This window comes from Geobacter sp. 60473 (assembly GCF_036323535.1).
GTDB lineage: Bacteria > Desulfobacterota > Desulfuromonadia > Geobacterales > Geobacteraceae > Geobacter > Geobacter sulfurreducens.
On sequence record NZ_AP028967.1, the window covers coordinates 2378368 to 2399959 of the forward strand.

General features: G+C 61.1%; 23 protein-coding genes. 14 read left to right on the forward strand and 9 right to left on the reverse strand.

The window, feature by feature from the left end:
* Window positions 1-23: 23 nt before the first annotated feature.
* The 4 genes from AABA48_RS10750 to AABA48_RS10765 all read right to left on the reverse strand — a co-directional run bounded on the left by AABA48_RS10750 (window position 24) and on the right by AABA48_RS10765 (window position 3952).
* A complete protein-coding gene (locus AABA48_RS10750; RefSeq protein ID WP_338270233.1) occupies window positions 24-1223 on the reverse strand; it encodes an MFS transporter in 1200 nt (399 codons plus the stop codon).
* 71 nt (window positions 1224-1294) lie between these two features.
* Window positions 1295-1876, reverse strand: a complete 582-nt coding sequence (locus AABA48_RS10755) for a flavodoxin family protein (protein WP_286350453.1) — start codon at window positions 1874-1876, stop codon at window positions 1295-1297.
* Between the two features lie 236 nt (window positions 1877-2112).
* Window positions 2113-3120 (reverse strand): oxidoreductase, encoded by a 1008-nt coding sequence (locus AABA48_RS10760; RefSeq protein WP_338270234.1) that lies wholly within the window; start codon window positions 3118-3120, stop codon window positions 2113-2115.
* Between the two features lie 241 nt (window positions 3121-3361).
* Window positions 3362-3952, reverse strand: coding sequence for a TetR/AcrR family transcriptional regulator (locus AABA48_RS10765; RefSeq protein ID WP_338270235.1), 591 nt, complete (start codon window positions 3950-3952; stop codon window positions 3362-3364).
* A gap of 209 nt (window positions 3953-4161) precedes the next feature.
* Between AABA48_RS10765 and AABA48_RS10770 the strand changes: the two genes are divergently transcribed.
* Both AABA48_RS10770 and rarD read left to right on the forward strand, forming a co-directional pair.
* On the forward strand, window positions 4162-4470 hold the full coding sequence (locus tag AABA48_RS10770; RefSeq protein ID WP_286350456.1) for a DUF2917 domain-containing protein: 309 nt from the start codon (window positions 4162-4164) through the stop codon (window positions 4468-4470).
* Window positions 4467-5429 carry an EamA family transporter RarD gene (gene rarD / locus AABA48_RS10775; protein WP_338270236.1) on the forward strand — a complete coding sequence of 321 codons (963 nt, stop codon included), beginning with the start codon at window positions 4467-4469 and terminating at the stop codon, window positions 5427-5429. Before AABA48_RS10770 ends, rarD begins: the two co-directional genes overlap by 4 nt.
* 13 nt (window positions 5430-5442) lie before the next feature.
* Here rarD and AABA48_RS10780 read toward each other — a convergent pair whose 3' ends face one another.
* The 3 genes from AABA48_RS10780 to AABA48_RS10790 form a co-directional block, all read right to left on the reverse strand.
* A complete protein-coding gene (locus AABA48_RS10780) occupies window positions 5443-5763 on the reverse strand; it encodes an AzlD domain-containing protein (RefSeq protein ID WP_286350458.1) in 321 nt (106 codons plus the stop codon).
* Window positions 5763-6467, reverse strand: coding sequence for an AzlC family ABC transporter permease (locus tag AABA48_RS10785; protein ID WP_338270237.1), 705 nt, complete (start codon window positions 6465-6467; stop codon window positions 5763-5765). The genes AABA48_RS10780 and AABA48_RS10785 overlap by 1 nt, the downstream gene beginning before the upstream one ends.
* Before the next feature lie 105 nt (window positions 6468-6572).
* The gene (locus AABA48_RS10790) at window positions 6573-7247 is read right to left on the reverse strand and encodes an outer membrane protein (protein WP_286350460.1); all 675 of its coding nucleotides are present in this window, start codon (window positions 7245-7247) and stop codon (window positions 6573-6575) included.
* 226 nt (window positions 7248-7473) lie between these two features.
* Here AABA48_RS10790 and AABA48_RS10795 point away from each other — a divergent pair, with 226 nt between their 5' ends.
* The 10 genes from AABA48_RS10795 (at window position 7474) to AABA48_RS10840 (ending at window position 16973) form a co-directional block, all read left to right on the forward strand.
* Window positions 7474-9708 (forward strand): methyl-accepting chemotaxis protein, encoded by a 2235-nt coding sequence (locus tag AABA48_RS10795; RefSeq protein WP_338270238.1) that lies wholly within the window; start codon window positions 7474-7476, stop codon window positions 9706-9708.
* A gap of 326 nt (window positions 9709-10034) precedes the next feature.
* Window positions 10035-10256: a hypothetical protein gene (locus AABA48_RS10800; protein ID WP_338270239.1), complete on the forward strand. Its 222-nt coding sequence runs from the start codon at window positions 10035-10037 to the stop codon at window positions 10254-10256.
* A gap of 164 nt (window positions 10257-10420) precedes the next feature.
* Complete coding sequence (locus AABA48_RS10805; protein WP_338270240.1) at window positions 10421-10936, forward strand: hypothetical protein; 516 nt, start codon at window positions 10421-10423, stop codon at window positions 10934-10936.
* Between the two features lie 87 nt (window positions 10937-11023).
* Entirely contained in the window at window positions 11024-11419 is a 396-nt protein-coding gene (locus tag AABA48_RS10810; RefSeq protein ID WP_338270241.1) for a hypothetical protein, read from the forward strand.
* A gap of 100 nt (window positions 11420-11519) precedes the next feature.
* Window positions 11520-12074, forward strand: coding sequence for a hypothetical protein (locus AABA48_RS10815; RefSeq protein ID WP_338270242.1), 555 nt, complete (start codon window positions 11520-11522; stop codon window positions 12072-12074).
* Window positions 12075-12359: 285 nt separating this feature from the next.
* On the forward strand, window positions 12360-12491 hold the full coding sequence (locus AABA48_RS10820; RefSeq protein ID WP_338270244.1) for a hypothetical protein: 132 nt from the start codon (window positions 12360-12362) through the stop codon (window positions 12489-12491).
* An 18-nt stretch (window positions 12492-12509) separates the two neighbouring features.
* On the forward strand, window positions 12510-14168 hold the full coding sequence (locus AABA48_RS10825) for a hypothetical protein (RefSeq protein ID WP_338270245.1): 1659 nt from the start codon (window positions 12510-12512) through the stop codon (window positions 14166-14168).
* 264 nt (window positions 14169-14432) lie between these two features.
* Entirely contained in the window at window positions 14433-15620 is a 1188-nt protein-coding gene (locus AABA48_RS10830) for a Fic family protein (RefSeq protein WP_286350470.1), read from the forward strand.
* Between the two features lie 212 nt (window positions 15621-15832).
* Complete coding sequence (locus tag AABA48_RS10835) at window positions 15833-16417, forward strand: TetR/AcrR family transcriptional regulator (RefSeq protein WP_324311779.1); 585 nt, start codon at window positions 15833-15835, stop codon at window positions 16415-16417.
* Window positions 16418-16475: 58 nt separating this feature from the next.
* A complete protein-coding gene (locus AABA48_RS10840; protein ID WP_286350472.1) occupies window positions 16476-16973 on the forward strand; it encodes a DsrE family protein in 498 nt (165 codons plus the stop codon).
* Between the two features lie 349 nt (window positions 16974-17322).
* On the opposite strand, the gene AABA48_RS10845 is transcribed toward AABA48_RS10840, so the two are convergent.
* On the reverse strand, window positions 17323-18009 hold the full coding sequence (locus AABA48_RS10845; protein WP_010941418.1) for a DUF554 domain-containing protein: 687 nt from the start codon (window positions 18007-18009) through the stop codon (window positions 17323-17325).
* 221 nt (window positions 18010-18230) lie between these two features.
* On the opposite strand from AABA48_RS10845, the gene AABA48_RS10850 reads away from it, so the two are divergent.
* Window positions 18231-18575: a hypothetical protein gene (locus AABA48_RS10850; protein WP_324311783.1), complete on the forward strand. Its 345-nt coding sequence runs from the start codon at window positions 18231-18233 to the stop codon at window positions 18573-18575.
* 16 nt (window positions 18576-18591) lie between these two features.
* Entirely contained in the window at window positions 18592-18918 is a 327-nt protein-coding gene (locus AABA48_RS10855; RefSeq protein WP_338270246.1) for a hypothetical protein, read from the forward strand.
* 223 nt (window positions 18919-19141) lie between these two features.
* Here AABA48_RS10855 and AABA48_RS10860 read toward each other — a convergent pair whose 3' ends face one another.
* Window positions 19142-20791, reverse strand: coding sequence for a methyl-accepting chemotaxis protein (locus AABA48_RS10860; protein WP_338270247.1), 1650 nt, complete (start codon window positions 20789-20791; stop codon window positions 19142-19144).
* Between the last annotated feature and the right edge of the window lie 801 nt (window positions 20792-21592).

Sequence of the window (21592 nt, forward strand, 5' to 3'; positions counted from 1 at the left end):
GCGAAAAGAACGCGTCGGCTCCCTCAGGCCGATGGCCCGACTGCGGGCACGGGCCGCCGATAGAGGGCGACGAACAGGATCAGCGTCGCCAGCCCCACCACGCCGTTCAGGAAAAACCCGGCCCGGAAGCCCTCCTCCCTGATTACCGACCCCATGCCGGCCGCGCAGAGCATCATCCCCGCATAGACACAGGTATTATAGCACCCCATGGCGAGCCCCCGCTGCTCCCGGGGCACCACGTCGGCGATCAGGGCGGAGACGGCGGTGAAGGCGACCCCCATGCTCATCCCCATCAGTGCCGCGACTCCCATGAGCGGCACCACTGACCGGCAGAGACCGAAGGCGGCCAGGGCCACGGCAAAGACGGCGAGCCCCCCGGCCACCAGGCGGCTTCGGTCGGCCACCCGGTCGCTCAGCTTCCCGGACGGCAGGCGCGAGACGGCGTTGGCCAGGGATTGGGCCGCGAAAACGAACCCCACGTGCCCCGAATGCATCCCCTGACTCCGGATGTAGAGGGGCATGAAGGTGACGAACATGCCGAAGCCGAAGCAGGTGCCCATGGTGGCCGCCAGGCAGGCCAGGAGGCGACGGTTCCCCATGAGCCCCCTGAGCGTCGGCAGGATCGCCCGGTGCGGAGCGGCGCCGGAAGCGGCCCTGGGGGTCGCGGGCAGGAGGAAGAGCGCCACCACGAACATGGCCAGGATCAGCCCGCCGGAGACCAGGAACACGGGCCGCAGCCCCAGGGCCGTGCCGAGGAAGCCGCCGGCGGCGGGCCCCAGAGTCATGCCGCCATAGAGGGCCATGGTGTACCAGCCGTAGGCCTGCCCCAGCACCTCGGGCGGTGTGACGTCCGCCACGTACGACATGAGGGTCGGCGAGAAGGCCGACAGCCCGATGCCGAAGAGGAGGTAGACCCCCGCCATCTGCAGGGGGCTGTTGCTCCAGTAGAGGAGGAACGACGAGCCCGCCAGCAGGAGCAGACCGCCCAGGAGCGGAATGCGGCGTCCCAGCCGGTCGGAGACGAGGCCCGACGGGATGGAGAGCGCCCCGGCCATGAGCATGAATGCGCTGTTGATCAGTCCCACCTGGGCGGCATCGGCCCCCATGGACGCGGCAAAGAGGGGGACGATGGGTATCCGCATGTAGGAGCCGAAAAAGCAGACGAAGCTGATGGTGCAGGCGATGAGCAGGAGCCTGCCCGCCCGGTGTTCTCTCGATTCCATGACGCGCCGCTACCGGGCCGCGGCCGGGGCCGGAAAACGCGGGATGATGCCGGTTGCCGTACGGGCCATGGCTACCCCTTCCCCTGCCCGACGATCTCCCGCGCCGCCTGCTCCGCCTCCTGCAGATACTGCTCGGGCACCTTGTCCACGGTGGACGGGCCGAAACCGCAGGCCCGGATCAGGCGGGCATCGACGAAGCCCATCCACTTGAGAAACCCCTCGTAGCGGGGGAAGATGTCGGCGAACATCCCCTCGTCCGGGTGCCCCTGGGTAAGGACGAACACGAGCTTTTTGGGCGAAAGCCGGCTCGGTTGCGGGTTGGAGAGGTAATCGGGCTTGAGGTACGAAAAGGTCCGGTCGATGAACCCCTTGAGCTGGGCGGTCACGTCGCCGTAGTAGACCGGCGAGGCCAGCACCACCACGTCGGCTTCGCGCACCGCCTCCAGCACCTGGGCCAGATCGTCCTTGAGCACGCAGTGGTCCAGGGTCTTCTTGCAGGCGTAGCACCCCTGGCACCCCCGGTAGGCGAGCCGGTTCAGCTCGAAGGACCGGGTTTGGGCGCCCAGTTCGGCCGCGGTTTCGGTGAAGCGGGCGGCGATGGTGGCGCTGATCCCCTTGGAGCGCGGGCTTCCCAGCAGTGTGACGATGTTCATGGTTCCTCCCTGTATGAATATGTTCTTATCTCCTGAATCCTGGCAGCGGGCGCACCGACGGAGCGACTGTGCCCGAGCGCCAGCCGCTGTAGGCGAAATAGAGCGGCAACCGGCCTGATTGTCTGAACCCGCCAGGGTGAGTTTCAGGCCGGTAGCGAAGTGAGCCGTACAGCGGCAGTGCGAGAGGCACGCGGAGCGACGCGGGGTGCCCGCTGCCAGGATTCAGGCTACCTGTCTCAGCTTTCCAGCAGGTTGACCACGACGCGCCCCGTGATCCCCCCGTGGAGAATCGTCTGGATCATGACTTCGATCCCCTGCAGGGAACACTCGGTCACCATCCCGGCCAGGCCGGCGGGCTTCCAGGCTCCGGCCAGGCGCTGCCAGACCTCCCGGCGGATCCCGGGCGACGCCTGGACCGAATCGATACCGAGCAGGCTCACCCCCCGCAGGATGAACGGATAGACGTTCACCGGCAGATCCGGCGAGCCCACGAGCCCGCAGCAGGTGACGACGCCTCCGTATTTCACGCTTTTGAGCACCGCCGCCAGGGTCGGGCCGCCCACCACGTCCACCGCGCCGGCCCACCGCTCGGCCAGGAGCGCCTTTTCCGCCCCGGCGGTCAACTCCTCGCGACCGATCACCTCAGTGGCGCCCAGTTCCCGGAGGTACTCCTCCTCGAACTCCTTGCCCGTGGAGGCCGTCACCCGGTAGCCGGCGGCGGCGAGGATGGCGACCGCAATGCTCCCCACCCCGCCGGTGGCGCCGGTGACGAGGATCTCGCCCCGGTCGGGCGTCACCCCGGCCCGCTCCAGCCCGAGCACCGACAGGGCCGCCGTGAGGCCGGCAGTGCCCAGGGCCATGCTCTCGCGCAGGGAGAGCCCCTCCGGCAGCGGCACCGCCCAGGCTGAGGGGATGCGGATGTACTGGCCGAAACCTCCGTCGGTCTCCATCCCCAGGTCGTAGCCGGTGACGATGACCCGGTCCCCCGGTGCAAAGGCGCCGCTGTCGCAGGCGACCACCTCACCTGCCGCGTCGATGCCCGGCGTGTGGGGGAACTGCCGGGTCACGCCGGGGTGGCCCGTGGCCGAAAGGGCATCCTTATAATTGAGGGACGAGTAGTGGACCCGCACCACCAGGTCGCCGGGCGGCAGGTCGTCGATGCTCCGCTGCCGCACCTCCCGCACGAACTGCTTGTCGGCCGTCTTTTCCACCACCAGCGCCTTGAACTGTGTCGTCGTATCCATCTGATCCCTCCTGAGAGTTAGAACGTATCCGCACATACGAACAAGTGTATCGACTATTCGACCCCCCTCAGTCCCCCCTATAAAATAGGGGGGAAGCCGAAGGCCGGGGGGTACGATGCGCTGTCCAGTAGTCAGGTTATGTCTTAGTAACCTCTACGGCTCGCATCCCGAATCCATGCGCCCCGCCGGCCGACAGGGCGTGAAACCGCTAGACCGATCGCCTAGTTGTTTGAAATCGCTGTCACGCCTGCCGGCGCAGCACCGAAGCGAAGAGTATTTCGATGAAATCCCGCAGCGGCTGGGGCGACTTCATCACCTTGGCCCGCAGGATCGCCCCTTCCAGCCCCGAGAGGATGAACCCCGCCGCCACCCCGGCATCGAGCTCCGGCGCCAGCTCCCCCGCCCGCTGGGCCTCCCGCAGGCAGGCGGCGAAACGATCCTTCCAGGAACGGAAAATCTCGTCGAGCCGGACCCGGAACCGCTCATGCTGGTCGGCCAGTTCCTGGCCAAGGTTGCCGATGAGGCACCCCTTGCTGCACTGGTTCTGCTCCAGCCGCGCCAGACCGCTCTCCAGGTAGTTGCGGATACGGTTCAGCGGCGTCACCTCCTCGTCGTTCAGGAAGGTGTCGAGCCGCTGGTCGTAGCGTTCGGCAAAGTGGTCGATCACGGCCAGGCCGAATTCCTCTTTGCTCCTGAAATAATAGTAGAAGGACCCCTTGGGGACCCCCGCCTCCTTCAGCACCGCGTCGATGCCGGTGGCGTTGAATCCCTGGCGGGAGATGAGGTCGGTGCCGATGCGGATGATCGTGGCGCGCGTTTCGTTCTTATCCATGGGAGAGATTATTAGACCGGTCGTCTAGAAAGTCAAGTCCGATCCCGGAACAGTTTACATCTTTTCACAACAGTACAGTTGCTCGTTGCACCATTCTGTACCGGTAACAATTTTCAAATTGTGCAACTGTTATTCTTGTCTGGAATCGGCGATACTGCGACCATCACAGTCCGCCCGCACCGGAACAGCGGCGGAGAGGAGAGAGGATCATGGAATTGCGTCTGCCGAAGAACGAAACGGTCGCCATCGAGGGGAACCCGCAGGGGCTGGTGCTCTGCTGCAAAGAGGGGATCATCTGGCTCACCCAGGAGGGGGACGACCGGGACCGCTTCCTGGGCGCCGGCGACATGTTCTGCTTTACCCACGGCGGCAAGGCGGTACTGGAGGGGCACCGGGACGCCCTGGTGGCCATCGTGCCGGCCGCCCACGGCCCGGCAGCGGCACCGACCGGGGCACGGGAGCCTTCTTCGGGCTTTCATGCCGGCATCCGCCTCGTGTATCATGGGAGCGGCCAATGAAGGAACTGGTTCTATCGCCGGCCAACACGCCCGGCCAGGAGGCAGCCATGACCAATCCGCCGGACCAGGCGGCGCGGGAGGCCCGCACCGGAGTGATCTTCGGCCTCGCCGCCTACCTCCTCTGGGGGTTCTTTCCCATCTACTTCAAGGCCCTGGCCGGCGTGACCCCGCTGGAGGTCCTGTCCCACCGGATCGCCTGGTCGGTGGCGACGCTGGCCGTGATGCTGACCGTGGCCCGCCGGTGGGACGGGGTCCGGGCCGCCTTCAGCCGGCCCCGCACCCTGATGACCCTCTGCGCCACCACGCTCCTGATCGCCGTCAACTGGCTGGTCTTCATCTATGCCGTGGGTGAGGGCAAGGTGCTCCAGTCGAGCCTCGGCTACTTCATCAACCCCCTGGTGTCGGCCTTCCTGGGGGTGGTCTTCCTGCACGAGCGGCTCAGCCCCAAGCAGAAAGCGAGCTTCATCCTGGCCGCAGCCGGGGTGGCGATTCTCACGCTCCGGCACGGGGAGTTCCCCTGGATCGCCCTGTCCCTGGGACTCTCCTTCGGCCTCTACGGCCTGCTGCGCAAAAAGGCGCCCGTTGACTCCCTGGCCGGTCTCACCGTGGAGACCCTGCTCCTCTTCCCGCTCGCCCTCGGCTATCTCGGCTGGCTGGCGTATCAGGGAAAGAGCGCCTTCGTCTCCGGGCCCACCCACATCACCGTCCTGCTCGCCTGCGCCGGGGTCCTCACCTCCACCCCCCTGATCTGGTTCGCGGCGGCCACCAAGCGGCTGCGCCTCGCCACGGTGGGGCTGATGCAATACGTGGTGCCCACGCTTCACTTCGCGCTGGCGGTCTTCGCCTTCGGCGAGACCTTCACCCCCACTCACCTGGCAAGCTTCGCCCTGATCTGGACGGGGCTCGTCCTCTACACCTACGACGCGGCAAAACTCATCTTCGGCAACGGGGGGCGCTGAGCCCCCCCGTCCGTCAGACAATCTTTCCGATCAACCAGTAACAAAGCATCCCCGCCACCACGGTGAGGCCCAGGGAGCGGGTTTTCAGCGCCACCGCAAAGGTGGGGAGCGCGGCGATCAGCTCCGGGCGCCCCAGCTCCAGCGCGCGGGTTTCGCCCGCCAGGAGGCCGGGGGCCAGCAGGGCGCCGAGGATGGCCGCCGGGATCAGGTCCAGCCAGTCGGCCAGCCAGGGAGGTATCTGCCGGTTGGAGAGGAGAACGAGGGGGATCATGCGGGGGAGATAGGTGACGAGCGCCATGCCCGCGACAACGGCCAGGTAGGTCTGGAAGTCCATCACACCACCCCCCTGGCCGCCCGGTTGCGGCGCACGGCATAGCCCGCCGTGGCGGCGGTGACGGCGGCGATCACGATATGGGAATTACCGGGGATCGTCACGTAGAGGGCCGTGGCCACCAGCCCCGAGAACGCGGCCACGATGGCATAGAACCGGCTTCGGAGCTGGAAGATCAGCAGGCAGATGAACATGGCGGTGAGGGCGTAGTCGATGCCCAGTGCCCCGGCGGGCACGAACTCCCCGGCATAGGCCCCGGCAATGGTGCTCAGAATCCAGGTCAGGTTGGCCGTCTGGTTCACCACCAGGGCCCGCCACCGGTCCCACCCATCCGCCCGGAACCGGGCCATGTTCACGGCAAAGCTCTCGTCGGTCACGCCATAGGCGAACAGGGCCAGGAACCGGCGGCGCACCCCCTGGAGCGGCACCGCCAGGGCCGACGTCATGAGGGCGTGCCGCAGGTTCACCATGAACGTGGTGGCCACGATGGCGGCCAGGGCTGCCCCCGACTTGATCATGGCCACCGCGATGAACTGGGAGCCGCCGGCAAACACCAGCACCGACATGATCCCCGTATCCAGGGGGCCGAGCCCCGCCTTCTGGGCCAGCACCCCCAGGGCCAGCCCGATCGGGGCATACCCCAGACAGATGGGCCAGGCCGCGCCCAGCCCGTCCCTCACCACTCCCCTGCTCCGCTCTTCCGTCATCCGCACACCATCCGCTCGAAATCGCCCCGGTCACGGGCCGCTGCACCAATCAGCACGGGATGATGTGTAGCACAAGAACGGGCAAAAAGAAACGGGTGCCCCGGCTCAGAACTTGACCCGGAACCCCACCATGCCGTTGTGGCTCTCGTACTTCAGTTTGGTCGTGGTTATCCAGTCCGAGTCGAAGGTCCCCTTGGTGGTGCCGAAGTAGCGGTATCCCAAGTCAAGGGACAGGCTCGGATTGATGGCGATCTCAACACCTCCGCCCGCCTGGTAGGCGAACACCGTGGTGTCGTCCTCCGGGTAGAGGAGCAGCCGGCCCGAGGCGTCGCTGCCGTACGTGTCGCTCAGGCTCAGCACGGCAAAGCCGATGCCTCCCCCGAAGTAGGGGGTGACCGGCGTATTGTTGTGCAGATCCACAAAGGCGTTGGCCATGAACGCCAGGGCGCCGAGGTTGCCGTCCACCCCCCGGAACCGGAAGCCGGTATCGTCGGTGATCGAACTGATCTCCGCATGCTTGTACGAGAGTTCCCCCTCCAGCCGGAAGTGGCCGAAATCGTACCCCCCGGTACCGCCCACGTAGATGTTCGGGTCATACTCCACCTGGTCGTTGAAGACGTCGCCGAACTGATTGTCGATACTCGTCACATCGGCATCCGAGGCGGCGCTTACCCCGAAGAAGCCCGAGACATACCCTCCCGGCCGGGCCGGAGTGGCACCCGCCACGGCGGGCAGGGTGCAGAGCGCAAAGGCGGCAATGGCAATCGTGTGTTTTTTCATGACTGTTCCTCCTTCAGAGAGTGCGAATGTCAGGGCTCGCGGCACTGGTAACAGTGTACCCCTATTCGCTTGAAATGAAACCCGGGCGGGAGCGCAACCGCCGCCGCGCCCATCCCGTATACGGCAATTGGCGGTTTATCACCAAAAAACATTAAGACAAAACGGTTTACAGCCGATACGTTCCATATGAATCCTTTGATGCGTTCCAGCAGGAGGAACCATTAGCATGTCACTGTCATTCAGAAATGCCCGGCTGCGGGCGAAACACATCCTCGCATTCAGCACCATGGCCCTGATCGTGGCCGTCACCGGCATCTTCGGCATCTGGCGGGTCGACAGCGTGGTAACGCAGGTGAAAACCATGCTCCGGGGCCGCGCCCTCCAGGAAAAAGCGGTCCTCAACATGCAACTGAGCCAGAAGGCGTGCCGGGTCAACCTGGTCGAAGCCGCCATGGTCAGGACCGACCCGGACGAATTCGAAGAACACGTCAACAACTATCGCGCCAAGAACGAGCTGTTCAAAAAATACTCGAACGCCCTGCTCAACGGCGACCCCGCCCTGGGCATCCCCCCCGCCCCGGCCGGCAGCCCCGTCGCGAACTACGCAGCCGCCGTCCTGGCAAGCTGGGGCGAATTCGAAAAGGCAGCGGACCAGCTCATCGCCCACAAGCAGCGCCTGCTGAAGGGACTGCGAAGCGGCGTGGTGGACCAGGCCGCCAAGGATGCCCTGGCCGATGAAACCCTGAACCGGCTCGCCCTGGAAACCATCCGCGACACCAGCGAGAACGCCAAGCTCGACATCGACGACCTGGCCGACTACCTCGAATCCCAGACCTACGCCGGGCTCAAGACCACCGATACCATCCGCCAGTCCACCCGCTACACCTTCATCACGGTCATCATCATGGCCGTTGCCGCAGCCATCGGCCTGGGGCTTCTCTTCACCCGCATGATCGTCGGCCGGGTCAAGCGTGTGGCCGCGGCACTCCAGAGCGGCGCCCGGGGCGACCTGACCGCCGCCGTGCCGGTGGACTCCCGCGACGAGCTCGGCACCCTGGGCGACGACTTCAACACCATGGCCGACCGGCTCTCGGGCATGCTCACCTCGGTCCGCAAGGCCGTGGGCGAGCTGCACGCCCTGTCCGACAAGATCGCCGACGCAGCCGGCAAGGTAACCGAAGGCGAAGAGATCCAGGCCAAGGGCGTCAACGCCGCCTCTTCGGCCATCTCCGAGATCAACGCCTCCATCCGCGAAGTGGCCGACGGCGTCGCCAACCTCTCCCTCAGCGCGGCCGACACCTCATCCTCGATCCTAGAAATGACCGCCAGCGTCGAGGAAGTGGCCATCAACGCCGACAGCCTCTCAAGCCTCGTGGACGAAGTAAGCTCCTCGGTCATCCAGATGGCCGCATCCATCAAGCAGATCGACGGCAGCGTCCAGAGCCTGATGGAAATCTCCACCACCACCGCCTCCTCCGTGGCCCAGATGGACACGGCCATCGGCCAGGTCGAAGTGAACGCCCGCGAAACAGCCGCCCTCTCCCAGGACGTGGAGCGCGAGGCCGAGCGGGGCAAGCGCGCCGTGGAAGACGCCATCGCCGGCATCGTGGCCATCCAGCGCTCCTCGCGCATCACCACCGAGGTCATCGACGTCCTGTCCCGCAAGGTGGAAGACATCGGCGGCATCATCTCCGTCATCGACGAAATCGCCGAGCAGACCAACCTCCTCTCCCTCAACGCCGCCATCATCGCGGCCCAGGCCGGCGAGCACGGCCGCGGCTTCGCCGTCGTGGCCGGCGAGATCAAGGACCTGTCCGACCGGACCCGCACCTCCACCCGGGAGATCGCCGAGGTCATCATGGGGGTCCAGAGCGAAACCCGGCGCGCCGTGGAAGCCATCAGCCGGGCCGACAAGAGCATTGCCGACGAAGAGCGCCTCTCCACCAACGCCGATGAGGCCCTGGGCAAAATCGTCATGCGGGCCCGCGAAGCCTCCTCGCGGGTGGCCGAAATCGCCCGCGCCACCGTTGAGCAGGCCACCGGCAGCAAGATCATCCGCGACGCCATCAACCGGGTCACCGACATGACCGGCCAGATCGCCAGCGCCACCAGCGAGCAGGGCGCCGGCGGCGACCTCATCATGACCGCGGTGGAGCGGATGCGCGACGCCACCGCCCAGGTCCGCAACTCCACCCGTGAGCAGAGCGCCACGGGAAACATCATCGCCCGCTCCACCGAAAACATCACCGACATGATCGGCCAGTTCCGCAACGCCAGCGAAGAACAGTTCCGGGGCAGCGAGCAGATCGTCCGGTCCATGGAAGAGATCCAGAAGTCGGCAACCATGAGCCTCGAAGTCTCGCGGGTCATGGAAGAAGCGGCCATCACCCTCAGCCGCCAGGTAAAAGTACTGGAAACCGAGATGGAAGGCTTCCACATCCGCGGCCAATCCTCCCGCTGATCCTGCCCTCATAACGCGCCACAGGGGGAGCCGGTGTACCGGTTCCCCCTTTTTTGTGTCCTCTCCCCCGAATCCCCCGTTGTATCAGGATTTTCCTGACTTGACTGCGCTTGCGCGCGCAGGGATAGTCGGGGCGTATACTTGTGGTGGGTTAATGAATTTGGGTTGTAGTGGGGTCGCTGGGAAAAGTGTTCTATGTGGGGGGATGAGCGGTTCAATGCGCGCACGCGCGTGAACCGCTCAATAAGGAGTTATACCAAGAAAAATAAATCCGAAGAAACCGAGTGCTCCGCGTGGGCACTATTACCCAGGAGGAGGAAACAACAATGGAAATCACCGTCAACTCAATCGGACTCCAAGAGAACCCCGAAATTGACAAAATGGATGTTCAAGTAAGTTTCTATAAACAAATTGAAACTTACGGATTCTCCGCTGAGGTGACAGTCTGGATTCCTAAGCGCGACGCTCCGATCTCGGAGTTGAGGAAAGAGGCGATACAGGCCGCACTTGATTTCTTAAAAGAAGCGCAAGCGGCCCATTCCGCTTAATATCTTCAGACACAATTTCAATTACCGCCTTCCGCAATAATCGTTTCAGCATTGTGGAGTCCTTTCGTTTGCCCGCGCATTCGAGGAAGAAGGGCGGGGGATAACCAACGGGTTACACCGGCCCGGAGTGCCGGTGAACCCTTGGCCCGTTGGGCAGGAGAAATATGAAAAGGGCAATACTGATACTTGTAATGATGATATGCGGAGTGACCTTCTGGAGTGGAGGCTCTATGTGCAGAGCAGAGGAAAAAACTATGAAGGAATCACCAAAACAACAATGTGAACGACTGATGGACGCAGTATTGCCTTTCGCTGAGGAAATGCTCAAGAAACACGGCGAGTTCTTCCCATTCGGTGGAGTGCTGAATTTAGAGGGTAAGGTCATCAACCAAGGTGCATGGACAGGTGAAGAGCACCCACCATCAGTGGATGTCATAAAGGTCCTTCACGAAGCATTTAAGAAAGGAGCAAAAGACAGAGAGTTCCTTGCGACGGCGTTGGTTTATGACGTTAAGGTTGTCCCTCCAGGGAAATCAGAAAAGACGGATGCTGTTGCTGTTGACATTGACCACCGCGATGGCGTCTCACAGACGGTAATATACCCATATTCCCTGAAAGACGGCAAATTGAACCTCGGGGAAACTTACACCATTCCGATGCAGCACCCTGTATTTAGATAAGTGAAGTGATGCCCAACCACGGCCTCAGACGCGGACGGCTAACGCCGCCGGTCAAGGCCGGACCCCGTTGAACGAAAAGGAGAACCCATGAAGAAAAGACTTCTGTTCCCGTTGCTAATGTTACTGCTCACAAGCTGTGGTTTCAGCCGTCATATCGGCAACGAGAATCTAAAACCAGAAATGGTGACGCAGATCCAAAAAGGGAAGACAACACAGCAGGACATCCTTTCTCTTTTTGGACCGCCTCAAACAACCAGAAAACAAACAATCCCTAAATCAGATGGAGCCGCGCAGGTAAACTTACCTGTGCATTTAACAGCAGTAGAGACTTGGAGCTACTGGTCGCACAACACTGAAGGAACTGCCGTAGTCGTTCCTTTTTATGCACAAACGACAACAAAATCGTCAAATTACATTCTCACAGTATTTTTTGACGAAAGCGGGACTGTTATCGACTACCAGACTATGCAAAACAATTATTAGCAGTAACACTCAAAGGCAAGACAAGGACGAAAGCCTAAAAGGTCGTTGGTGCCAGGGAGTCCACTCATCGCCCTCACCATCAACCATACTTGGAGGAAAAATGAAAATCATAACTATGGCGGTTATAGCTTCATTACTGGGAGTATCTTCTTCGTCCTGGGCTGGATATGGTTCGAGTATCGGAATGGGATATATCTCAAAGACAGATAATACAAGAGTCTATGCTCGATCAACTGGAGATGAAGTTGACGAAACAGTGAAAAAAGGATTCCCGTTCATCGCTTTTGAAAGTAGTGCTGTTATTTCAGGAGTAATGGCAGCTGAAAGTATTTCAGACGGACGCCTTCATGTAAGATATTGGAAAAATGGAAAGGATGCAGAAGAAGGAGAAAACACAGCTTGGATTGATCCAAAGGATGTTGAAAGATTCTCCTTCGATTGTTGTGGAGACGTAAGGTGCTCCGGCATCAAGGCTGTAATTTTCAAGACTCGCACCTACTCTGATTGCTTCAACGTGTCACTTTCAGAAGCATTGACGAAAAATCAGAAAACAGTCAGCGAATCAAATGCAGAAATCGAAAAACTGAAGTTGCAGCTTGAAATAGAAAAATTAAAGCTCGAACGCGAGAAGCTGAAACAAAGCGAGACGAAATAGGTTCAATCGGGTAGCCGGGGGTTTTACCCCCGGGGGCAACTCGGGTCGGACCAAGCCAACCTGCTGACATTTCACCAATTACAACTCAATTCAGGAGAATTTTCACCCTTAGAAGCGCATTTTCAGGGTCATAATCGAACACTTACCATGACATATGAAGAAGTGAGGTCCCGAGGGGACGCTCTATTCTATTTTCCCGAAGGCACGAAAAGAACAACAAACAAGGAACCCCTTCCAACCTTTCGAATCAATCAAGAAAAGCCGAAGGCCAGAGGAGTCATAATCATGAGACGCGCACTCAAAATCCTGTTCTTGATCCTGATGACCATCGTCCTGACAACCATGTGCGGCTGTGGCGGAAGTGGAAGCTCCGGCAACGGCAAGGGTACCGGGAGCCTGACCGGCAGCGGCAAATAGAAGGGATGGGGCCGTGTAATGAGCAGAATCATTCCGTTGATTGTTGGCGCAGTTCTCTTTTGTTTTTCAGCAGCCAGCTACGCGTTGCCGGATCATTTACCGTTGAGCAAGGATCTTACGGTCCGGCTTTCAGCCCTCAGCGCCCAGGGAGAGTTGCAGACAGTGGCCGAAGTGGTGGCCAGGACCGACGCGCTCGGCAAGATAGCCTTTGATTTTCCGACGGTTCCATCTTCGGCAACGACACCGTTCCTGCATATCCGGATTATGGACGGCGAGAATGTGTTGCGGCAGGCGATCGTGCCGAGCCCGCAACCCGGCGGGACCGTTGATGCGGGCGTGAGCGAGGTGACCGATCTGCAGGCGCGGGCCCTGCTGAAGGCCACGGCCCTGTCGGGCAGGCTGACGCCGGTGCATATGCTGGTTGCCCATACGCTTCTGCGAACGCCCACGATCAGCACAACGGATGCCGAAGCCATAGGTTCCGCCATTGTGGCCGGCGCCGATGCCCTGTTCGCTGTTCTGGCAACGGATGACCTGAGCTCCGACCAGCACGCCGCATTTCTGGGGTCACTGAGAAACGGACTGGCCGATGCCGCGGGGATTTATCGCAAATCGGTCGATGATTCGATTGTGTTCGATCAGAACGTCGAGGCATACCGACGGGGCGAGGCGTATGCGGTACTCCTGCAGTCGTTGATCGACGCCGGCATTGATGCGGGAATAAACCTGGAAACCGTCTCAACTGCTTTTGCTGCGGCCGGAGCGGCAACAGAGGCGGCACTGGAGAGCAATCCCGCTGTCGGGGCTGTTGCGAGGGCAGGCATGCGGCTGGGGTACGTCACCGGCATGTTGAGTCTGAGCAATTACAGGTCGATTCGGGAACTGGTTGCCGGCTTCAGACATGCCGGTTGTTCGCCGCCGAGGTTTTCCAGACTCCATTCCGTATTCGATCTTGTGTGGCAGGACACAACCACCAGCCTTAAGGCAGCGGATCGTGACCTGCTGGCAAGCTCATCGGAAAACGACCTACAAGGATTGAGAATCCAGGAATTCAATGCCGTAGCAAGGCGGGATGTGCAGATGCTGAAGCTTGCGTTTGAAAGTTATGATCTTCGCACAATTCCGGAGTCTGTTGAGCTCATGCTGGAAATCACTTCGCGCATGGCGGGCCAGGGTGGGGTAATGGCCGGCATGACTCCTGAACACCTGATGGAAATTCTTGGGAGATCGACATCGGCATCTCCGGAGTCGCCCCCCGTGCCGGTTGACGTGCCAACCCTGACGCCCTACGAGTTGGCGGCCTGGGCATATATTCACACGGAGCCCGGGTTTGCGTATACTCCGATTGCGGGACTCATCGACCAGCTTGAGAGCGAACCGACGGCCACCCCTCAGTTCGACAAACTGGCAGAGCCCTACAAATCCCTGGCATTGCTGACGTACGATCTCATTTTGATCAGCAGATTGTATTTGCAGGAACAGCAGGATGCCGAAACCGCCCTTGAGGCGAACCAAACGGATCCGCCACGCTGGTACCCCCTTGCCACTGTTCGGCAGATATCTGAAAACAATCGCCAACGATTGGCCCTGGCCCGCCGGCATATATCCGGCGTATCACCGGAAGCGAAAGACGCCTTGATCTATCTGGTACATGAGAACCGGTTCGTCAGGTTTTAGTCATGCCGTGAGGAGTGACCCGACGGGATGCTCTTTTCTATTTATCTAAAGGCGCAAAAGAAAAATAAACATGAATATCCCCTCCCGAAGGTTCGCGACCCTGAGCACCCCGGGGACAAAATTCTTTTCGCGAACGGTAACCCAGCCGGACACAAAGGGCCCGCCAGCCTTTCATCAGGGACAAAACTTTTAATAACCCGCTTGCTTATTTAAAGTTTTGAGCTTAACTTTAAATAACAAATCCGGTTAATAAAGGTTTCGACTATGCGCAAGAGCGATTTGAGTCCGGAGCGGCGGAAGCTGCTTGTTCCCGTTAGAGAGCATCCCGGCAGTTTTGCCCTGGTTCCCCCGCCCACACCTCGCGCCCGCGATCTGATCGGATTACAGGGTGTCGGGGATACACTCCTCAAAGCCCGGGAAGCTCTTAACACCCTGCAACGGTTATCGTCAGTGCTGCCGAATCCGGATCTCGTCACCAGAACTGCCGATCGTCGCGAGGCGGTCAGGAGCAGTCAGATTGAGGGGACCCACTCCGGGATCGACGATCTGCTGGTCTTCGAGGCGACCGGCAGCCATGAGGGCCTGCCACCGGACGTTCAAGTAACGAAAAACTATGTTTATGCGCTTGAACATGGTCTGGAACGAGTCCGGGAAAGCGGCGTTGCGGCGTTCAGTTGCGGTCTCATCAAAGAGATTCACGCCCGGCTGGTGGAAAACATTGATTCGGTGCCGGGAAGGCCGGGGGAGTTCAGGGACAGGCAGAACTGGATCGGTGGGGGATTGAAGATCGATCAGGCACGGTTCGTTCCGCCTCCTGCCGAATACCTGGACGCCTGCATGGACGACCTTCTGGATGTGCTGCATTACACGCCGCAGGAGGAAGACTTCTTCGAGTTTTCCATCATTGCACGGATGGCGGTCGTTCATGCCCAGTTTGAAACGATCCACCCATTCGTCGACGGCAATGGCAGGGTGGGGAGGATACTTCTCCCTCTGATGCTGGCGGCCGAAGGCCTGCCCCCGGTGTACCTGGCCGGCTACCTGAAGGACAACCAGCGCGAATATTACGATGCATTGGCCGGGGTGCAACTACGCGGGAAATGGGCAGAGTGGATCCGCTTTTTGTCAGCCGGGGTCGAGGTCGCCGTTCAAGAGGCGATAGATACCGCGGTGGGATTGGATGCAATCATCAGGAAATGGGAAGCGATGGTGGCTGACATGGGGCTTCGCCGCCAGTCCGTTCTCTACAGGTTCCCGCGACTTATGGCCGGGACCCCCGTCCTGACCGCGCACCGGGCCAAAGATGCTCTCAACATATCATTCCCGTCGGCAAGCGCGGCCCTGGCGAAATTCGAAGAACTCGGCGTTCTGGTGCAACGGGAACCACAGCGGCGCAACAGGTGCTTCTACGCAAAGGAAATCATCGAGCTTCTTGACCGGCCGCCCTTATGACGTAATTCGAGCAATTCGGGCCGGACCATGCCAACCTCCCGATATTTAAACAATTACACTTCAATCCAGGAGAATGTTCACCCTTAGAAGCGCATTTTCAGGGGTCAATCGTAATCTTTCCCCTAAAAGCCAGCCATCCCATTTTGGTACTTGACGAAAGAGAACCTTCGGGCTAAGTTACAGACCGAACGCTCGTTCTAAGCGAGGTACAGATGCCCCCCAAGGGAAAAGACCCTCAGAAGACACGCGAACTGATCCTCACAACGGCGCTTGGGCTGTTTGCCGATAGGGGGTATTTCGCCACGTCTGTCCACGATATCCGCCATGCCGCAGGCCTGAGCATCGGCTGCCTCTATCACCATTTCGACGGCAAAGAGGCCATTGCCCGCGCCATCTACGACGACCTGCTCGCACAGATGACGGACGTGGTAGAAACGGCAGCCGCCTCGCAGCCGACGGTCAAGGACCGCTGCCGGGCCATTGTTGCCGCGCTCTTCTCCCTGGCCGAAACCGACCCCCTGACCGCGCACTTTGTACTGCATGCCCGGCATCGAGAATTCCTGCCGGAGGCGCCCCCAATCTGCTCAACCCGCCCCTTCGAGATCATGCGCCAGCTCATCGTGGACGGTATTGACTCGGGAGAGATCCGCCCCCTCGACCCGACCGTGGCCAGCGCCGTCCTGTTCGGTGGCGCCATACGACTGCTGCACCTTGCCCTCGACGGAGTGCTCCCCCAACCGATCGACACCTATCTAGACGAGGTTATGGATGCGGGGTGGCGGGGCATCACCGCTTAATTTTTTCCGTTGAAACAGAACGAATGTTCGTTCTCGTATATTTTCCGGAGGTATTTCCATGCGCATGATCGTTTTTCTTACCCTGATGGCCCTGCTGTTCGCCGCAGCCCTCCCGACAACCCCCCTGGCCGCCGCCCCCACTGATCGGGTTGCCCTGAAAGGGGTCAGAACCGGCAAGGCTGTATTTGATGTCAATGTCACCGATGCGGAAAAGCTCTCCCTCTATCTGCAGGTCATCACCGAGACCCTGGAGGGCCTCAAGACACAGGGGGTAAGGCCGGAGATGGTTGTGGCCTTCCGTGGCGCGGCTGTGCGTTTCGTTTCCACGGACCGTAAGTCATTTTCCGCTGACACCATCGACGCCCTGGCGGAAGCAGACGCCTTGATTGCCGGCCTGGCGAAACAGGGGGTCCGTTTCGAGGCCTGTGCAATTGCCACCCGCCTGTTCAAAGTGGACAACGCAACAATTCTTCCCCAGGTCAGCGTGGTCGCCAACACCTTCATTTCTTTGGTCGGCTACCAGGCCAGGGGGTATGCACTGGTCCCGATTTATTGATGACCCCACAAGCGCTTTGCCTAGGAACGCTCGCGAAAATTGAGCTTCTGAGCAAGTATTGGCTGCTCGGCCACCCTACGAAGCAGGCGGGGGCCGAGGGGTGGTCACCTTCTTGTTGGCAGGCCTTTTCCAAGGCGGGGGTGGGTGCTAACCAGGTTTCCCTTTACGAATAATCCGGACGCGAATCGCGGATCCCGAAGCTTCGCACACATGGGCACTCAGGGAGCAAAATTCTTTTCGCGAACGGTAACTCAGCCGGACACAAAGGGCCCGCCAGCCTTCCATCCGGGACAAAACGTTTAATAACCCGCTTGCTTATTTAACGTTTTGGGAGACCTGACGCGCCGCCTCACGCCAGCCCGAAGGCCCACGCCAGCCCTACCACCACGAAGACCGACGGCAGCAGGTTGCCGACCGGGATTCTCTTCAGCTCCATCATGTCGAGGGCAATGGCCACGATCAGCAGGCCGCCGGCGGCGTTCATCTCCACGATGACGGGCTCGGTCAGCACCCCCCTGGCCACGTCGGCGGCCAGGGTGATTCCGCCCTGGTAGAGGGCCACGGGCAGCGCAGCGAACAGGACGCCGATGCCGAGGGTGGAGGCCAGGGCAATGGAGGCGACGCCGTCAAGGGCGGCCTTGGCGTAGAGGATGGAGGGCTTGTCGCCGAGGCCGTCCTGGAGCGAGCCCATGATGGCCATGGCGCCGACGCAGTAGAGCAGGCTCGCGGAGACGAACCCCTCGGCGATGTTGCCGGCGCTGGAGAAGCGCGCCTGGAGCCAGCGACCGAAGTCCTCCAGCCGGGCCTCGATCTGGAGCATCTCGCCGAGGATGCCGCCGATGATCAGCCCGCCGATCACCAGGAGCGGCTGGCGGCTCTTGAGCGCCAGTTGCAGGCCGATCAGCAGGACGGTCAACCCCAGCCCCGCCATGACCGTCCGGCGCGTCCGGGCAGGGACGAAGCGGCCGGCATAGCGGCCGATCAGGGCGCCGGCGCAGATGGTGGCGACGTTGGCGATGGTTCCGGTGAGGATCATGGGCGTGGCGCTCCTTGCGGGGAAGTGCCGCCGTGATAGCACGACAGCCGGCAACTGGCAATGGAAAATACCGCGGCCGCGCCATGCTGAAACCAGGGTGGCGCCGTCGGGCTCGGGGACAAATTTCTTTGTACGCACGGTAAACCCGAGCCGGAGTCGTGCGTTTTTCACAACTATACCGGCCATGCCCCGACCGGAAACCCGGGTGACAATCAAGAGCCATGGATACCAACGACACGCAGAAGACAACATGCGGCATTAACCTCGAAGAAGACGTTTCCATCCACATCTTCACCGCCTCGGCGGCCATGGTGGGGGTATGCCTCACGGTCATCGGGCTGCTGCGCGTGGTGCTGACCATCCGCGGAGGCGTGACCCTGGCGGATGATATTCTCGCGCTCGATGCGTTCCTCTTCCTTGCGTCGTGCATCCTTTCCTACTTCGCGCTTCGCACGCGCAGTTCCCGCCGGATGCATCGCCTGGAGCGCTGGGCCGACACCACCTTCATTACGGGACTGGTCCTGATGGTGTCCGTGTGCGCCATTATCGTGTATGAAATCGTGTAGATATTCCGGAGGCGTTATGACGAGAATACTGGCGGTCGCTCTCCTGCTGACGACGGCGTGCGCTCAGGCCGGCGGCGGCCTGCTGTCGGCCCCGACCACGGTGGTCCTCTGCTCCGCTCCCTGGAACCAGGCGATCGAAGCGAGTGTGCCTACCGGCGACGGACAGGGGCACGGCCCGGACCTCGGCTCCGAGGAGTGGAAATCTGCGATCGAGTTCAGGCTGGGGGTCCGGGGCAACCCGGATGTGCCGGACCGTGCCGGCGACGCCTGGTGCGGGTATATCGACCGGCTCGTGCGCGAGCGCGCCCCGGCCGAGGCGGCGGGGCTGGATCAAGGGGCGTAACGGCTGCTGGAAGAGCGACACGGTGAGCGAGTGCGTTCGGGCCGAGTACCTGCGCCGCAATGAGACATTCGGGAACCCAGGGGCAAAGCCTCGATCACCCGGGCTTCGGCGCGCCGGAGATACGTTGCGTCAAGGCCCCCTAGCCTGCTGCTTTGCCTCTCCAACTGAAAAGGCCCGCTTGCGCGGGCCTTTTCAGTTGGGGGACATGTAGACTCTGAACCGTTCAGGCCAGCCGGAACTGCTGCACCATGCCCTGCATATCTTCCGACAACTGGGACAGGGAGTTGGCTGCGGCCACCGTGTCCTGGGCGCCGCGGGCCGTATCCTGTACCACCTGGCTGATCTGGTGCATGTTGTTGCTGATCTCGCCGGTGGTGGCGGTCTGCTCTTCGGCAGCCGTGGCGATCTGGCTGATCTGGCTGGTGACGTCGCCGATCTTGGCCAGGATCATCTGCAGGGCCTGCCCGGAGCGGGCCGCCTCGGCCGTGCCGGCCTGGACGTCCGACACCCCCTCTTCCATGGAGTGAACCGCGCTCTGAGTATCGTTCTGGATGGCCCGGATCATCTGGCTGATCTGACGGGTCGCCTTGCCGGTTCGCTCGGCCAGGGCCCGCACCTCGTCGGCCACCACGGCGAAGCCCCGCCCCTGCTCACCGGCCCGGGCCGCCTCGATTGCTGCATTCAGGGCCAGCAGGTTGGTCTGATCGGCGATATCCTCAATGGTGCCGATGATCTCGCCGATCTCTTCGCTGCGCACCCCCAGCCCCTCGACGGTTTTCGCCGAGGCATGGACCCGCTCGGCAATGCGGTCCATGGCTGCGATGGCCGCCTGCACCACCTGGGCGCCCCCCTCGGCGGCATCATTGGCCTGGGTGGACCCCTCTGCCGCGGTAACGCAATTGTGGGCAATGTCGTTGGATGTGGCAGCCATCTCTTCGCCGGCGGTGGCGATGGTTTCGGCCTGGGCGGCAACCTCCTCGGAGGCCGTGGCCATCTGCTCAGCCGTGGAATTGAGCTGGGCCGCCGCGGACGCAACCGAGCCGGCGGTCTGGGCCAACTGGCCGATAATCCGGCTGATCTTCTCGGCCATCACGTTTACCTCGCGACTCAGCAGCCCCATCTCGTCCCGGCTGTCGATATCGGCCCGGGCGGTCAGGTCCCCCGCCGCCACCCGCTGCAGCACTTCGAGAATCCGGTTCAGCGGCCCGCTGATGGATGAGGCGATCGCCAGGCCTGCCATGACGGAGGCGGCGACCACCACCATGAGGATTACTCCCACGACCAGGAGCGATCTGCGGTAGGACGCCATGTCCGCGTCGTACACCTCCCCGCCGTCCTTGATACTGATCTCGACCAGTTCCGCAAGTGCCTGCGCCGGATTATTGTAGAGCGGAGCCACGGTGGTTACGGCAAATCGCACGGCTTCCTCGCGCCCTGCGACGTCTCCCGCGCCGGCAGCTGCCTTGGCCATGGCCGCCAACTTGGTGCCTTCGGCAAGGTATGCCTCATAGCCGTCACGGAATTCCGTAATTTTTTTCTTTTCTTCCGCGGCAAAATCATGGTGTTCCAGGGAGGCCAGGCGCTCCTTGACCCTGGCCGCGGCCACGCCGAAGTCCTGCTCTTTTTCGGCCAGCTTGGCGGCATCGGTCAGCGCCAGCATGTAGACGATCGCCAGGCGCATCTCCAGGAAGTCGTTCTTCATTGCCGACAGCGTGGCCACGGATTTCTGCTCCTCGTTGAGCCCGCCGAGGCTTTTGCCCATGCTCCTCATCCCGCCGACCCCCAGCAGCCCGACCGCAATCAGACCGATGCAACAGACCAGAATCAATGAAAAAATCTTGTACTTCACCTTGAGGCTTTGCCATGCAGCCATAGATCTGTTCCTCCCTAAGTGGATCGTGTGCGGTCGTTGACCGATAAATACATCAGAAATTTCCTTATACATAATCAGGAAAACCCTGAAACGCATCAGCTATTTCTGGTACTTATCGAGCAAGATGCATATTTCTTTAGTAATTTTTTCTATTTTTCGCCCGGGATCGGGAATTAAATTAATACAATTTTATTCTGCAAACATTTTCCGGAGCCTATTCATATATTCACTCGCCACCACGCCCCCCCGAAACGAAAGCCCGGCCGATAACCCGGCAGAGCTTCTTGTTAGCGTCGAGTGGGGCACCCCTATGGTGCCTGGTTGTCCGTTACTGATGAGTCTCCGGCAGCATCCCCGCCCGCCATGCTCCGGTCAGGTCAAAGGCGGCTTACGGTGCGTAGCCGTCGGAAAAGAGTCGTAGAAACGCGACAGTAGTCATACCTGGAGGTAACGGCATTGACCTCCTTGGATGCCTCAAACGCGTCAATGCCAGGCCGAGGCGGTGATAGGCTCCCATGATGTCATCGGTTCAGTCGATGGGTTTGGAACTGCCGGGTATGGCCTCGTTGAACAGATTGGCATAGCTCCCTGCAGCCAGTGACTGAGACGCTGCCGGCAGATTAACTGCCGCTTATAGTCTGTTGTGTCGCGACACACGTTCACCATCTCCCAACTTTCGGCAAGGGGTATGCATTTAAAGGATGCCGGACAGGCCGAATGCGTCGGTTTTCTGTTATGAGATTCTTCCTCCACCAACTGGGAATTTCAGGGTGAACCCGCCAGCCCCGGCCTTTTACAGAC

Bases quoted from the DNA above. Each gene is read 5' to 3' on its own strand.
- AABA48_RS10770 (WP_286350456.1), top strand. From the start codon at position 4,162: ATGGAATTGCGTCTGCCGAAGAACGAAACGGTCGCCATCGAGGGGAAC.
- rarD (WP_338270236.1), top strand. From the start codon at position 4,467: ATGAAGGAACTGGTTCTATCGCCGGCCAACACGCCCGGCCAGGAGGCA.
- AABA48_RS10820 (WP_338270244.1), top strand. From the start codon at position 12,360: ATGAGACGCGCACTCAAAATCCTGTTCTTGATCCTGATGACCATCGTC.
- AABA48_RS10790 (WP_286350460.1), bottom strand. From the start codon at position 7,247: ATGAAAAAACACACGATTGCCATTGCCGCCTTTGCGCTCTGCACCCTG.
- AABA48_RS10840 (WP_286350472.1), top strand. From the start codon at position 16,476: ATGCGCATGATCGTTTTTCTTACCCTGATGGCCCTGCTGTTCGCCGCA.
- AABA48_RS10810 (WP_338270241.1), top strand. From the start codon at position 11,024: ATGAAGAAAAGACTTCTGTTCCCGTTGCTAATGTTACTGCTCACAAGC.
- AABA48_RS10860 (WP_338270247.1), bottom strand. From the start codon at position 20,791: ATGGCTGCATGGCAAAGCCTCAAGGTGAAGTACAAGATTTTTTCATTG.
- AABA48_RS10795 (WP_338270238.1), top strand. From the start codon at position 7,474: ATGTCACTGTCATTCAGAAATGCCCGGCTGCGGGCGAAACACATCCTC.
- AABA48_RS10800 (WP_338270239.1), top strand. From the start codon at position 10,035: ATGGAAATCACCGTCAACTCAATCGGACTCCAAGAGAACCCCGAAATT.
- AABA48_RS10830 (WP_286350470.1), top strand. From the start codon at position 14,433: ATGCGCAAGAGCGATTTGAGTCCGGAGCGGCGGAAGCTGCTTGTTCCC.
- AABA48_RS10850 (WP_324311783.1), top strand. From the start codon at position 18,231: ATGGATACCAACGACACGCAGAAGACAACATGCGGCATTAACCTCGAA.
- AABA48_RS10805 (WP_338270240.1), top strand. From the start codon at position 10,421: ATGAAAAGGGCAATACTGATACTTGTAATGATGATATGCGGAGTGACC.
- AABA48_RS10765 (WP_338270235.1), bottom strand. From the start codon at position 3,952: ATGGATAAGAACGAAACGCGCGCCACGATCATCCGCATCGGCACCGAC.
- AABA48_RS10825 (WP_338270245.1), top strand. From the start codon at position 12,510: ATGAGCAGAATCATTCCGTTGATTGTTGGCGCAGTTCTCTTTTGTTTT.
- AABA48_RS10835 (WP_324311779.1), top strand. From the start codon at position 15,833: ATGCCCCCCAAGGGAAAAGACCCTCAGAAGACACGCGAACTGATCCTC.
- AABA48_RS10785 (WP_338270237.1), bottom strand. From the start codon at position 6,467: ATGACGGAAGAGCGGAGCAGGGGAGTGGTGAGGGACGGGCTGGGCGCG.
- AABA48_RS10755 (WP_286350453.1), bottom strand. From the start codon at position 1,876: ATGAACATCGTCACACTGCTGGGAAGCCCGCGCTCCAAGGGGATCAGC.
- AABA48_RS10855 (WP_338270246.1), top strand. From the start codon at position 18,592: ATGACGAGAATACTGGCGGTCGCTCTCCTGCTGACGACGGCGTGCGCT.
- AABA48_RS10815 (WP_338270242.1), top strand. From the start codon at position 11,520: ATGAAAATCATAACTATGGCGGTTATAGCTTCATTACTGGGAGTATCT.
- AABA48_RS10780 (WP_286350458.1), bottom strand. From the start codon at position 5,763: ATGGACTTCCAGACCTACCTGGCCGTTGTCGCGGGCATGGCGCTCGTC.
- AABA48_RS10845 (WP_010941418.1), bottom strand. From the start codon at position 18,009: ATGATCCTCACCGGAACCATCGCCAACGTCGCCACCATCTGCGCCGGC.
- AABA48_RS10750 (WP_338270233.1), bottom strand. From the start codon at position 1,223: ATGGAATCGAGAGAACACCGGGCGGGCAGGCTCCTGCTCATCGCCTGC.
- AABA48_RS10760 (WP_338270234.1), bottom strand. From the start codon at position 3,120: ATGGATACGACGACACAGTTCAAGGCGCTGGTGGTGGAAAAGACGGCC.